13 protein-coding genes are annotated in these 12,307 nt (G+C 55.1%); 8 read left to right on the top strand and 5 right to left on the bottom strand.

Going from position 1 to position 12,307, the window contains the following annotated elements; all coding sequences use genetic code 11:
* The first annotated feature begins 21 nt into the window (after positions 1 to 21).
* The 8 genes from KTH07_RS13975 to pdxK all read left to right on the top strand — a co-directional run bounded on the left by KTH07_RS13975 (position 22) and on the right by pdxK (position 7,443).
* Positions 22 to 597 (top strand): RpoE-regulated lipoprotein, encoded by a 576-nt coding sequence (locus KTH07_RS13975; protein WP_015572220.1) that lies wholly within the window; start codon positions 22 to 24, stop codon positions 595 to 597.
* Positions 598 to 689: 92 nt separating this feature from the next.
* Positions 690 to 1,589, top strand: a complete 900-nt coding sequence (locus KTH07_RS13970; protein ID WP_015572221.1) for a Dyp-type peroxidase — start codon at positions 690 to 692, stop codon at positions 1,587 to 1,589.
* A 176-nt stretch (positions 1,590 to 1,765) separates the two neighbouring features.
* Positions 1,766 to 2,779, top strand: coding sequence for a sulfate ABC transporter substrate-binding protein (locus tag KTH07_RS13965; RefSeq protein ID WP_015572222.1), 1,014 nt, complete (start codon positions 1,766 to 1,768; stop codon positions 2,777 to 2,779).
* Positions 2,779 to 3,612, top strand: coding sequence for a sulfate/thiosulfate ABC transporter permease CysT (cysT, locus tag KTH07_RS13960; RefSeq protein ID WP_017383478.1), 834 nt, complete (start codon positions 2,779 to 2,781; stop codon positions 3,610 to 3,612). Before KTH07_RS13965 ends, cysT begins: the two co-directional genes overlap by 1 nt.
* On the top strand, positions 3,612 to 4,487 hold the full coding sequence (cysW, locus tag KTH07_RS13955) for a sulfate/thiosulfate ABC transporter permease CysW (protein ID WP_003861305.1): 876 nt from the start codon (positions 3,612 to 3,614) through the stop codon (positions 4,485 to 4,487). The genes cysT and cysW overlap by 1 nt, the downstream gene beginning before the upstream one ends.
* The gene (gene cysA / locus KTH07_RS13950; RefSeq protein WP_017383477.1) at positions 4,477 to 5,571 is read left to right on the top strand and encodes a sulfate/thiosulfate ABC transporter ATP-binding protein CysA; all 1,095 of its coding nucleotides are present in this window, start codon (positions 4,477 to 4,479) and stop codon (positions 5,569 to 5,571) included. Before cysW ends, cysA begins: the two co-directional genes overlap by 11 nt.
* 118 nt (positions 5,572 to 5,689) lie before the next feature.
* Positions 5,690 to 6,601, top strand: coding sequence for a cysteine synthase CysM (gene cysM, locus KTH07_RS13945; protein ID WP_017383476.1), 912 nt, complete (start codon positions 5,690 to 5,692; stop codon positions 6,599 to 6,601).
* Positions 6,602 to 6,606: 5 nt separating this feature from the next.
* Complete coding sequence (gene pdxK, locus KTH07_RS13940; RefSeq protein WP_015572224.1) at positions 6,607 to 7,443, top strand: pyridoxine/pyridoxal/pyridoxamine kinase; 837 nt, start codon at positions 6,607 to 6,609, stop codon at positions 7,441 to 7,443.
* 44 nt (positions 7,444 to 7,487) lie between these two features.
* Here pdxK and crr read toward each other — a convergent pair whose 3' ends face one another.
* The 5 genes from crr to cysZ all read right to left on the bottom strand — a co-directional run bounded on the left by crr (position 7,488) and on the right by cysZ (position 12,282).
* Positions 7,488 to 7,997, bottom strand: a complete 510-nt coding sequence (gene crr, locus KTH07_RS13935) for a PTS glucose transporter subunit IIA (RefSeq protein WP_003861316.1) — start codon at positions 7,995 to 7,997, stop codon at positions 7,488 to 7,490.
* A gap of 40 nt (positions 7,998 to 8,037) precedes the next feature.
* The gene (ptsI, locus tag KTH07_RS13930) at positions 8,038 to 9,765 is read right to left on the bottom strand and encodes a phosphoenolpyruvate-protein phosphotransferase PtsI (protein ID WP_006811455.1); all 1,728 of its coding nucleotides are present in this window, start codon (positions 9,763 to 9,765) and stop codon (positions 8,038 to 8,040) included.
* Positions 9,766 to 9,810: 45 nt separating this feature from the next.
* Positions 9,811 to 10,068 (bottom strand): phosphocarrier protein Hpr, encoded by a 258-nt coding sequence (ptsH, locus tag KTH07_RS13925; protein ID WP_000487600.1) that lies wholly within the window; start codon positions 10,066 to 10,068, stop codon positions 9,811 to 9,813.
* Positions 10,069 to 10,385: 317 nt separating this feature from the next.
* Positions 10,386 to 11,357 carry a cysteine synthase A gene (gene cysK / locus KTH07_RS13920; protein ID WP_006811453.1) on the bottom strand — a complete coding sequence of 324 codons (972 nt, stop codon included), beginning with the start codon at positions 11,355 to 11,357 and terminating at the stop codon, positions 10,386 to 10,388.
* Positions 11,358 to 11,520: 163 nt separating this feature from the next.
* Positions 11,521 to 12,282 (bottom strand): sulfate transporter CysZ, encoded by a 762-nt coding sequence (gene cysZ, locus KTH07_RS13915; RefSeq protein ID WP_006811452.1) that lies wholly within the window; start codon positions 12,280 to 12,282, stop codon positions 11,521 to 11,523.
* Between the last annotated feature and the right edge of the window lie 25 nt (positions 12,283 to 12,307).

Below are 12,307 nucleotides of genomic sequence, written 5' to 3'. Positions count from 1 at the left end.
TTATTACGTAAGGACGTCTCAATGAAATCGCTGCGTTTACTTTTATGCGCTCTCCCGCTGGCGTTAACCGGCTGTTCCACGCTCTCATCCATCAACTGGTCTGCGGCCTATCCGTGGAACTGGTTTGGCTCCTCAACGGAAGTGACCGAGCAGGGCGTGGGCAAAATCACCGCCTCGACGGCGCTGGATCAGGATGCCATTCAGGAGGCCATCGGCAGTGATTATCGCCTGCGCAGCGGCATGAAAACCGAGAACGGCAACATCGTGCGCTATTTCGAAGCGTTGAAAGACGACAAGGTGGCGATGGTCATCAACGGCGATAAAGGTACGGTCAACCGCATTGCGGTGATGGATGAAGAGATCCCGACCTCAGGTGGCGTGAAGGTAGGTACGCCGTTTGGCGAGCTCTACCAGAAAGCGTTTGGCCACTGCGCCAGCGTGCCGTCGGATGATAGCGTGGCGGTCGAGTGTAAGGCCGACGGCAGCCAGCACATTAGCTATGTATTCAGCGGCACCTGGAACGGTCCGGAAGGGTTAATGCCCTCTGACGACACCCTGAAAAAGTGGAAAGTGAGCAAAATTATCTGGAAGCAGTAATTTGCGCCTGAGCAAGCCGCCTCGCTGAAATCCAGGTATAATAGCCGCCATCAATGCCACGCTGTCGTGGCATCTTTTTTTCAGGAGGAGCGATGTCTCAGGTTCAGAGTGGCATTTTGCCAGAACATTGCCGCGCGGCGATTTGGATTGAAGCCAACGTCAAAGGGGACGTGGATGCCCTGCGCGCGGCCAGCAAAATTTTCGTTGATAAACTGGCCACCTTTCAGGCCAAATTCCCCGAAGCCCATCTGGGCGCGGTGGTTGCCTTTGGCAACACCGTCTGGCGTCAGCTGAGCGGCGGCGAAGGCGCAGAAGAGCTGAAAGACTTTATTCCTTATGGCAAAGGTCTTGCGCCCGCCACCCAGTATGACGTCCTGATCCATATCCTCTCCCTGCGCCATGACGTGAATTTCTCCGTCGCTCAGGCAGCGATTGAGGCCTTTGGTGACAGCATCGACGTGCAGGAAGAGATCCACGGTTTCCGCTGGGTGGAAGAGCGCGATTTGAGCGGCTTCGTCGACGGCACCGAAAACCCGGCCGGGGAAGAGACGCGTCGCGAGGTGGCTGTAATCAAGGATGGCGTGGACGCAGGCGGCAGCTACGTGTTCGTCCAGCGCTGGGAGCATAACCTCAGGCAGCTTAACCGCATGAGCGTGCATGACCAGGAGATGATGATTGGCCGCACCAAAGACGCCAATGAAGAGATTGACGGCGATGCGCGTCCGGTCACGTCCCACCTGACCCGCGTTGACCTTAAAGAAGACGGTAAGGGGCTGAAGATTATTCGCCAGAGCTTGCCGTACGGCACCGCGAGCGGTACGCACGGCCTGTACTTCTGCGCTTACTGTGCGCGCCTCTACAACATCGAACAGCAGCTGCTGAGCATGTTTGGCGATACCGACGGCAAGCGTGACGCCATGCTGCGCTTCACCCGTCCGGTGACCGGCGGCTACTACTTTGCGCCGTCCGTTGAGCGCCTGCTGGCGCTGTAAATCGCTCTCCATTCGTAGGCCGGGTAAGCGTTAGCGCCACCCGGCAATTTCTCCCGCACCCCTTATTCCCTTTTCTGCTTCTAAATCACCAAACGGTATATAAAACCGTTACTCCTTTAGACTCCGTTATAAATATTATGACTATAAGATAGTCATCACATTTATAAGGGTGCGCAATGGCCGTTACTGTACTGAAAAAAGGATCGCTGGCACTGGCAGGTTTACTGCTGGTGGCGCAGGCGCAGGCAACCGAGTTGCTGAACAGTTCTTATGATGTTTCACGCGAGCTGTTTGCCGCCCTTAATCCCGCATTTGAACAGCAGTGGGCGAAAGAGAACAACGGCGACAAGCTGACCATCAAACAGTCGCACGCTGGTTCATCCAAGCAGGCGCTGGCCATTTTGCAGGGGCTGAAAGCGGATGTGGTGACCTACAACCAGGTCACGGACGTGCAGATCCTGCACGACAAAGGCAAGCTGATCCCGGCGGACTGGCAAAGCCGCCTGCCGAACAACAGTTCGCCGTTCTATTCCACCATGGGCTTCCTGGTGCGCAAGGGCAACCCGAAAAACATTCACGACTGGAACGACCTGGTGCGTTCTGACGTCAAGCTGATTTTCCCGAATCCGAAAACCTCCGGCAACGCGCGTTATACCTATCTGGCGGCGTGGGGCGCGGCGGACAAAGCTGACGGTAACGATAAAGCGAAAACCGAACAGTTTATGACCCAGTTCCTGAAAAACGTCGAAGTGTTTGACACCGGCGGCCGGGGCGCAACCACCACTTTCGCCGAGCGCGGGCTGGGCGACGTGCTGATCAGCTTTGAATCCGAAGTGAACAATATTCGTAAACAGTACGAAGCGCAGGGCTTCGAAGTGGTTATCCCGAAAACCAACATTCTGGCCGAATTCCCGGTGGCGTGGGTGGATAAAAACGTCAAAGCCAACGGCACAGAGAAAGCGGCAAAAGCCTATCTCAACTATCTGTACAGCCCGCAGGCGCAGACGGTGATTACTGACTATTACTACCGCGTTAATAATCCGGACGTGATGAACAAGCTGAAAGACAAATTCCCGCAGACCGAGCTGTTCCGCGTGGAAGATCATTTCGGCGCCTGGCCTGAGGTGATGAAAACGCATTTTGCCAGCGGCGGTGAGTTAGACAAATTGCTGGCGGCGGGGCGTAAGTAATGTTTGCAGGATCAACAAGACGTGTGCTGCCGGGTTTTACCTTAAGCCTCGGGACCAGCCTGCTGTTCGTCTGTCTGATTTTATTGTTACCGCTCAGCGCTCTGGTGATGCAGCTCGCTGAGATGAGCTGGTCCCAGTACTGGGAAGTGGTCACCAATCCGCAGGTGGTGGCGGCCTACAAGGTCACGCTGCTGTCTGCATTCGTGGCCTCGATTTTTAACGGCGTGTTTGGCCTGCTGATGGCATGGATCTTAACCCGCTATCGCTTCCCTGGCCGCACGCTGCTCGACGCCCTGATGGATCTGCCGTTTGCCCTGCCGACGGCGGTGGCCGGTCTGACGCTGGCGTCGCTGTTCTCCGTGAACGGCTTTTACGGCGAATGGCTGGCGAAGTTTGATATTAAAGTGACCTATACCTGGATCGGTATCGCGGTGGCGATGGCCTTCACCAGCATCCCGTTTGTGGTACGTACCGTGCAGCCGGTGCTGGAAGAGTTAGGCCCCGAATACGAAGAGGCTGCGGAGACCCTGGGCGCCACGCGCTGGCAGAGTTTCCGTAAGGTTGTGCTGCCGGAACTTTCTCCGGCCTTGCTGGCGGGGGTGGCGCTCTCCTTTACCCGCAGCCTCGGTGAATTTGGCGCGGTCATTTTTATCGCCGGGAACATCGCGTGGAAAACCGAAGTGACCTCGCTGATGATTTTTGTCCGTTTGCAGGAGTTTGATTATCCGGCCGCGAGCGCGATTGCCTCGGTGATCCTTGCCGCGTCGCTGCTGCTACTGTTTTCGATTAACACTCTGCAAAGTCGCTTTGGTCGACGTGTGGTAGGTCACTGATGGCGGAAGTTACGCAATTGAAGCGCTATGACGCGCCCCGCATCAACTGGGGCAAATGGTTTCTGATTGGTACCGGCGTGCTGGTCTCCGCATTCATTCTCGTCGTGCCGATGGTGTACATCTTCGTGCAGGCCTTCAGTAAAGGGATTATGCCCGCGCTGCAAAACCTGGCCGATCCGGACATGCTCCACGCCATCTGGCTGACGGTGATGATTGCCCTGATCACCGTCCCGGTGAATCTGGTGTTTGGCGTATTGCTGGCCTGGCTGGTAACGCGCTTTAACTTCCCGGGGCGTCAGCTGCTGCTGACCCTGCTGGATATCCCGTTTGCGGTGTCTCCGGTGGTGGCGGGCCTGGTTTATCTGCTCTTCTACGGCTCCAATGGCCCGCTGGGCGGCTGGCTGGATGAGCACGACCTGCAAATCATGTTCGCCTGGCCGGGGATGGTGCTGGTGACCGTCTTTGTCACCTGTCCGTTCGTGGTGCGCGAGCTGGTGCCGGTGATGCTCAGCCAGGGCAGCCATGAAGATGAAGCCGCGGTGCTGCTCGGCGCTTCCGGCTGGCAGATGTTCCGCCGCGTCACGCTGCCGAATATCCGCTGGGCACTGCTTTACGGCGTGGTGCTGACCAACGCCCGTGCGATCGGTGAGTTTGGCGCGGTGTCGGTGGTATCCGGCTCGATTCGCGGCGAAACCCTGTCGCTGCCGTTACAGATTGAATTACTGGAACAGGACTACAACACCGTCGGTTCCTTTACTGCCGCAGCGTTGCTGACGCTGATGGCGATTTTGACCCTGTTTTTGAAGAGTGTGGTGCAGTGGCGTTTAGAGAATCAGGAAAAACGTCAGCATCAGGAGGGAAATCATGAGCATTGAGATTGCCAATATTAAGAAGTCTTTTGGTCGCACCCAGGTGCTGAATGATATCTCGCTGGATATCCCTTCCGGACAAATGGTGGCGCTGCTGGGGCCGTCTGGCTCCGGTAAAACCACGCTGCTGCGTATTATCGCCGGGCTTGAACACCAGACCAGCGGACATATTCGCTTCCACGGTACGGACGTTAGCCGCCTGCACGCCCGCGACCGTAAAGTGGGCTTTGTATTTCAGCATTATGCGCTGTTCCGCCACATGACGGTATTCGACAACATCGCGTTTGGCCTGACCGTGCTGCCGCGTCGTGAACGTCCAGATGCCGCCGCCATCAAAGCGAAAGTGACCAAACTGCTGGAGATGGTGCAGCTTGCGCATCTGGCGGACCGCTTCCCGGCTCAACTTTCCGGCGGGCAGAAGCAGCGCGTGGCGCTGGCGCGTGCGTTAGCCGTTGAACCGCAAATCCTGCTGCTGGACGAACCGTTTGGCGCGCTGGATGCACAGGTGCGAAAAGAGCTGCGCCGCTGGCTGCGTCAGCTGCATGAGGAACTCCAGTTCACCAGCGTTTTCGTGACCCACGATCAGGAAGAGGCGATGGAAGTGGCCGATCGCGTGGTGGTAATGAGTCAGGGCAACATTGAGCAGGTTGACGAGCCAGAGCAGCTCTGGCGTGAACCGGCGACCCGCTTTGTGCTGGAGTTTATGGGGGAAGTAAACCGCCTTCAGGGTACCATTCGCGGCGGTCAGTTCCACGTTGGCGCGCACCGCTGGCCGCTGGGGTATACCTCCGCGCATCAGGGGCCAGTGGATCTGTTCCTGCGTCCGTGGGAAGTGGACGTCAGCCGCCGTACCAGCCTGGATTCACCGCTTCCGGTGCAGGTGCTGGAAGCTAGCCCTAAAGGGCACTACACCCAATTGGTGGTACAGCCCCTGGGCTGGTACACCGAGCCGCTGACCGTGGTTATGCGTGACGACGTGCCGCCGCACCGGGGGGAGCGCCTGTTTGTCGGGCTGCAACACGCGCGCATTTATCACGGTAACGAGCGCATTGAAACGCGCGAGGATATTGCTCTGGCGGAGTCAGCCTGATAGGTTATTAGTATGTTTATCGCCCGGTGGCGCTGCGCTGACCGGGCCTACAGTTATCACTGCGTCTTGTAGGCCGGGTAAGCTAAGCGCCACCCGGCTTTTTTATTGAGTAAAAATCGTGAATACACTCGAACACACCATCGGCAACACCCCTCTGGTCAAACTTCAGCGCATGGGGCCTGATAACGGCAGCGAAATCTGGGTCAAACTCGAAGGCAATAACCCGGCGGGGTCGGTAAAAGACCGGGCGGCGCTGTCGATGATTGTCCAGGCCGAAAAGCGCGGTGAAATTAAGCCCGGCGACGTGCTGATCGAAGCCACCAGCGGTAACACCGGTATCGCGCTGGCAATGATTGCCGCCCTGAAAGGCTACCGCATGAAGTTGCTGATGCCGGATAACATGAGCCAGGAGCGCCGGGCCGCCATGCGCGCCTATGGAGCCGAGCTGATTCTGGTGAGCAAAGAGCAGGGGATGGAAGGGGCGCGAGATTTAGCGTTAGCGATGGCGGAGCGCGGGGAAGGCAAGCTTCTCGACCAGTTCAACAACCCGGACAACCCGTACGCGCACTACACCACCACCGGCCCGGAAATCTGGCAGCAAACCGACGGGCGCATCACCCACTTTGTCTCCAGCATGGGGACCACGGGCACGATCACCGGTGTGTCACGCTTTCTGCGCGAACAGGAGAAGCCGGTGACGATTGTCGGCCTGCAACCGGAAGAGGGGAGCAGCATTCCGGGCATCCGCCGCTGGCCGGCGGAGTATATGCCGGGCATCTTTAATGCGCAGCTTGTGGACCAGGTGCTGGATATTCATCAGCGCGAGGCGGAAAATACCATGCGTGAGCTGGCCGTGCGTGAAGGTATCTTCTGCGGCGTCAGCTCTGGCGGTGCCGTAGCGGGTGCGATCCGGGTGGCTGAGTCCACGCCGGGGGCGGTGGTCGTAGCGATTATTTGCGATCGCGGCGACCGTTATCTGTCTACCGGCGTCTTTGGTGAAGAGAGTTATTCGCAGGGGGCGGGGATTTAAGCGTCATGGAGATGATTTTATTCCGGGATAACACCCGGGCGCAGCAAACCGATATTGTCGCCGTTCAGTCGCAGGTGGTGTACGGCAGCGTGGGAAACAGCATCGCGGTGCCGAATATTCGCACCCACCGGCTGAACGTTACCGCCGTGCCAACGGTGCTGTTCAGCAATACGCCGCACTACGACACCTTCTACGGCGGGGTGATCCCGGACGAGTGGTTCAGCGGCTACCTTAAGGCGCTGGAAGAGCGCGAGATCCTGCGCGAGCTTAAAGCGGTCACCACCGGCTATATGGGCAGCGCCAGCCAGATCGCGCTGCTGGCGCAGTGGCTGAAGGCAATCAAAGTGCAACATCCCGATCTGCTGGTGCTGGTCGACCCGGTAATTGGGGATATCGATAGCGGGATGTACGTGAAGCCGGATATTCCTGAAGCCTACCGTGAGCATCTGCTCCCGCTGGCCCAGGGCATTACGCCCAACGTGTATGAACTGGAAGTGCTGAGCGGCAAACCGTGCCGTACGCCGGAGAGCGCCATTGCCGCCGCGCAGGGGCTGCTGTCCGACTCGCTGAAATGGGTAGCGATCACCAGTGCGCCAGTGTCTGACGATCCGCAGAATATCCACGTTGTGCTGGTGAGCGAAGAAGGTGTTACCGTAAGCGCGCACCCGCGCGTAGAGACGGATCTGAAAGGAACGGGCGATCTGTTCTGTTCGGAGCTGGTCAGCGGCATTGTGGGAGGGAAAACCGTTGCCGATGCCATTCGCATGGCGGGCGATCGGGTGACTGACGTTATGATCTATACGCAGTCGAAAGGCTATGACGAGCTTATCCTGCCGGCATAAACAAAAATGGCGCCCGAAGGCGCCATTTTTCTGTGCGGCAAGAATTACTTCTTGATGCGGATAACCGGGGTTTCACCCACGGTGACGCTGCCAGACAGTTTGATCAGTTCTTTGATTTCGTCCATGTTGGAGATAACAACCGGAGTCAGGGTAGACTTCGCTTTTTCTTCCAGCAGCGGCAGATCGAATTCAATTACCGGGTCGCCAACTTTAACACGCTGGCCTTCTTCTGCGATACGTTTGAAGCCTTCGCCTTTCAGTTCAACGGTGTCAATACCGAAGTGAACGAACAGTTCGATACCGCTATCGGATTCGATAGAGAACGCATGGTTGGTTTCAAAAATTTTACCGATGGTGCCGTCAACTGGAGCAACCATTTTGTTGCCAGTTGGTTTGATAGCAATGCCATCACCAACGATTTTCTCAGCAAACACTACATCCGGCACGTCTTCGATGTTGACGATCTCGCCGGAGAGCGGAGCAACAATCTCAATAGTTCCGGAGTCTTTCTTGTCATCAGAAACCAGAGATTTCAGTTTATCGAACAAACCCATGATCTTCTCCTAAGCAGTAAATTGGGCCGCATCTCGTGGATTAGCAGATTGTTTTTTCTTCAATGAACTTGTTAACCAGCGTCATTAACTCGTCCGTTGTCGGTTGAGCAAGAGCCTGCTCTGCTAACACCTTCGCATCTTCGAAGTTCGTGTTACGGATAATCTTCTTAATGCGCGGGATGGAAATGGCGCTCATAGAGAATTCGTCCAGACCCATACCCAGCAACAGAAGTGTAGCACGTTCGTCGCCTGCAAGCTCACCACACATGCCAGTCCATTTACCTTCTGCATGAGAAGCATCAATAACTTGCTTGATCAAATTCAGTACGGACGGTGACATTGGCTGGTAGAGATGTGAAATCATATCATTACCACGGTCAACTGCCAGGGTGTACTGCGTTAAATCATTGGTACCGATACTAAAGAAATCAACTTCTTTGGCTAAATGACGCGCAATGGTCGCGGCTGCCGGTGTTTCCACCATCACGCCGATCTCAATGGATTCGTCAAATGCTTTACCTTCGTCGCGCAGTTCCTGTTTGTAGATTTCGATCTCTTTCTTCAGTGCACGCACTTCTTCAACAGAGATGATCATCGGGAACATGATGCGCAGTTTACCGAAAGCGGAGGCACGCAGAATAGCGCGAACCTGGTCACGCAGGATCTCTTTGCGATCCATGGCGATACGCACGGCACGCCAGCCCAGGAACGGGTTCTCTTCTTTCGGGAAGTTCATGTACGGCAGCTCTTTGTCGCCACCGATGTCCATGGTACGGACGATTACAGCCTGCGAGCCGCACGCTTCCGCAACCGCTTTGTACGCTGCAAACTGCTCTTCTTCCGTTGGCAGAGCGTCGCGATCCATGAACAGGAATTCAGTACGATACAGACCTACACCTTCCGCGCCGTTGCGCTCAGCGCCGTCAACGTCACGTACGGTACCGATGTTAGCGCACACTTCAACCTGATGGCCGTCCAGCGTGATGGCTGGCAGATCTTTCAGTTTAGCGAGTTCCGCTTTCTCGGTAGCAACCTGCTCCTGAACGGAACGCAGCTGCTCGATCACATCGTTAGTTGGGTTGACGTAAACCACATTGTTTACGGCATCCAGAATCAGATAGTCGTCGTTTTTCACCTGGGAGGTAACGCTACCGGTACCCACAATGGCTGGCAGTTCCAGAGAACGCGCCATGATTGAGGTGTGGGAGGTACGTCCACCTGCATCAGTAATGAAACCCAGCACCTTGTTAAGGTTCAGCTGTGCGGTTTCAGACGGGGTCAGGTCAGCGGCAACCAGGATGACTTCGTCCTGAATCGCGCTCAGATCGATGATGGCCAGACCCAGGATGTTGCGCAGCAGGCGCTTACCGATGTCACGTACGTCAGCCGCACGTTCCTTCAGGTATTCATCGTCCAGCTCTTCCAGGGCAGATGCCTGACCTTCGATAACTTCATGCGCAGCCGCGTCGGCCGTCATGCCTTTATCTTTAATCAGGGCTATGATTTCCTGCTCCAGCTCCTCATCTTCGAGCAGCATAATGTGCCCTTCGAAGATGGCTTCTTTTTCTTCACCGAAAGTTTCGCCAGCTTTAGTTTTAATCGCTTCCAGTTGCGCAGATGCCTTGGCACGACCGCTCAGAAAACGTTCAACTTCCTGATCAACCTTGTCGGCAGAAATTTTTTTCCGGTCAATGACGATTTCGTCTTCTTTCAGCAGCAATGCTTTGCCGAAAGCGATACCCGGGGATGCTAAAATGCCTGAAATCATAACCCTACCTTACTTGTGACTGATATTGAAAAGAACCCGGTAAACTTACTCGAGTTCAGCCATCAGCTTAACCAGATGCTCAACTGCTTTCTGCTCGTCTTCACCTTCAGCGGAGATGGTAACAACGGTACCCTGAGTCAGGCCCAGAGTTTGCAGCTTGAACAGGCTTTTTGCGCTAGCGCTTTTGCCGTTGGAAGTCACAGTGATTTCAGAAGTGAAGCCTTTCGCTTCTTTAACAAACTGAGCAGCAGGGCGGGTGTGCAGACCGTTCGGAGCGGTAATGGTAACTTCTTGCTGGAACATTGTATTTCCCCAACTTATAGGTTTAGTGTTGTGGAACTAAAGTCTAGCCTGGCGACTTAACTTTAGCCTGTATAGTTAGCGCTGACGTTTCAATCGTCATTAAACATTATGCAGTGAAAGCAAGACTTGAACCAAATCATAAAATCGATTCAGCAGCGCTATTTCGTTCACCGATTAATTTCGCGCATCAAAATAATTGCTGGTTTAAATACCAGACCCAACGGGGTGAAGCAATGCCAGGAGGGGTAAAACTTTGAAGCAGGCCACAAAAAAGCACCTGAAAAGGTGCTTTTTTACGCGTTTTTAACATGCTGGCATCACTGTTGCAGTTCTTTCTCAGTGAAGAGATCGGCAAACAGTGCTGTGCTTAAGTAACGCTCACCCGAAGACGGTAGGATAACCACAATGTTCTTATTGGTAAAGGTTTCATCTTCCAGCAGTTTGAGGGCTGCCGCAACCGCCGCACCGGAAGAGATACCCGCCAGAATGCCTTCCTCATCCATCAGGCGACGCGCCGTGGAGATGGCTTCTTCATTGGTAATGGCGACCACTTTATCGATCAGCTTCAGATCCAGGTTGCCTGGAATAAAGCCAGCGCCGATACCCTGGATTTTGTGAGGGCCAGGTTTGATCTCTTCGCCTGCCAGCGCCTGAGCGATAACCGGTGAGTCGGTTGGCTCAACGGCAACGGTAATCAGATCTTTTTTACCTTTCGTGCCTTTAATATAGCGAGACACACCGGTCAGCGTACCGCCGGTGCCTACGCCGGAGATAAACACATCAACCTGACCGTCGGTATCTTCCCAGATTTCCGGGCCGGTGGTTTTCTCATGAATTTCCGGGTTGGCCGGGTTGCTGAACTGCTGGAGCAGCAGATATTTTGCCGGATCGCTGGCAACAATTTCTTCGGCCTTCTGAATCGCGCCCTTCATGCCTTTTGCGCCTTCGGTCAGGACCAGGTTCGCACCCAGCGCTTTCAGCAGCTTACGACGCTCAATGCTCATGGTTTCAGGCATAGTCAGCGTCAGCTTATAGCCACGCGCCGCCGCAACATAGGCCAGAGCGATACCGGTATTGCCGCTGGTGGGTTCAACCAGCTCAACGCCAGGTTTCAGCACGCCACGCTTTTCAGCATCCCAAATCATATTCGCACCGATACGGCATTTAACGCTGAAGCTTGGGTTACGAGATTCGACCTTCGCCAGAATGCGTCCATTACCGATACGGTTCAGTCGAACCAGGGGCGTATGACCGATAGTCAGCGAGTTGTCTTCATAAATCTTACTCATGGCCTGTCCTTAACTGTATGAAATTGGGATACCGACCCAGCATACCTGTTGAACAGGTATGGGGAAGTAAGGAAATCGCATATCTATATGCTGCAAGGAAATAATGGGGATCAGTATGGAATAAGGGGCGGCATAAGCCACCCCTCTTTTACACATTTTTGCATTACTTCCATAACGCGTGCTTAGCACGGTAGCAGTCCACCCACATCGCCGTCGCGCCGCAAACGGCAACGGGCATGATGAACAAATTCAGGAAAGGGATCATGGTGAACAGGCTGGTCAGCGCGCCAAACTGCATGTTGGCAACCTTCTGAGTGCGCAGGGCAGTGCGCATCTCTTTAAACGGCACTTTGTGGTTATCGAACGGATAATCACAGTACTGGATAGCGAGCATCCAGGCGCTGAACAGGAACCACAGCACGGGCGCGACCGTCTGGCCAATCCCGGGTACAAAATAAAGAATAAGCAGCACAATCGCCCGCGGCAGGTACCAGGCGAACTTCTGCCATTCACGCTTCATGATGCGGGGGAGATCTTTCACGATCCCCAGTACGCCCGTGTCAGGTGGCGTCGCACCGGTCAGGCGCGCTTCCAGCTGTTCGGCCAGCAGACCGTTGAACGGCGCGGCTATCCAGTTTGCTATCGTCGAAAAGAAATAGCCGAAAACCAGCAGCACGGAGATAACCGCAATCGGCCAGAGCAGGTAGTCTAGCCACTGTAACCAGTCCGGCACATAGCTCATCAGGGAAGGGATCCAGCTTTCCAGTCTGGTGAACAGCCACCAGAAGGCCCCGCCCATCAGAATAATGTTGATCAGTAACGGCAAAATAACGAAGCGTCGAATGCCCGGCAGGGAGACCAGTTTCCAGCCCTGAGAAAAGTACCAGACCCCGCTGCGTGGGGCAGAAGAAGATGTTGAAACCATACCAGGCTGTACTCCTTTTTACACA

The organism is Enterobacter cloacae complex sp. ECL72, assembly GCF_019056635.1.
Taxonomy (GTDB): domain Bacteria; phylum Pseudomonadota; class Gammaproteobacteria; order Enterobacterales; family Enterobacteriaceae; genus Enterobacter; species Enterobacter hormaechei_C.
The sequence above is the reverse complement of the archived record's forward strand: the minus strand, read 5'-3'. Positions and strand labels throughout refer to the sequence as shown.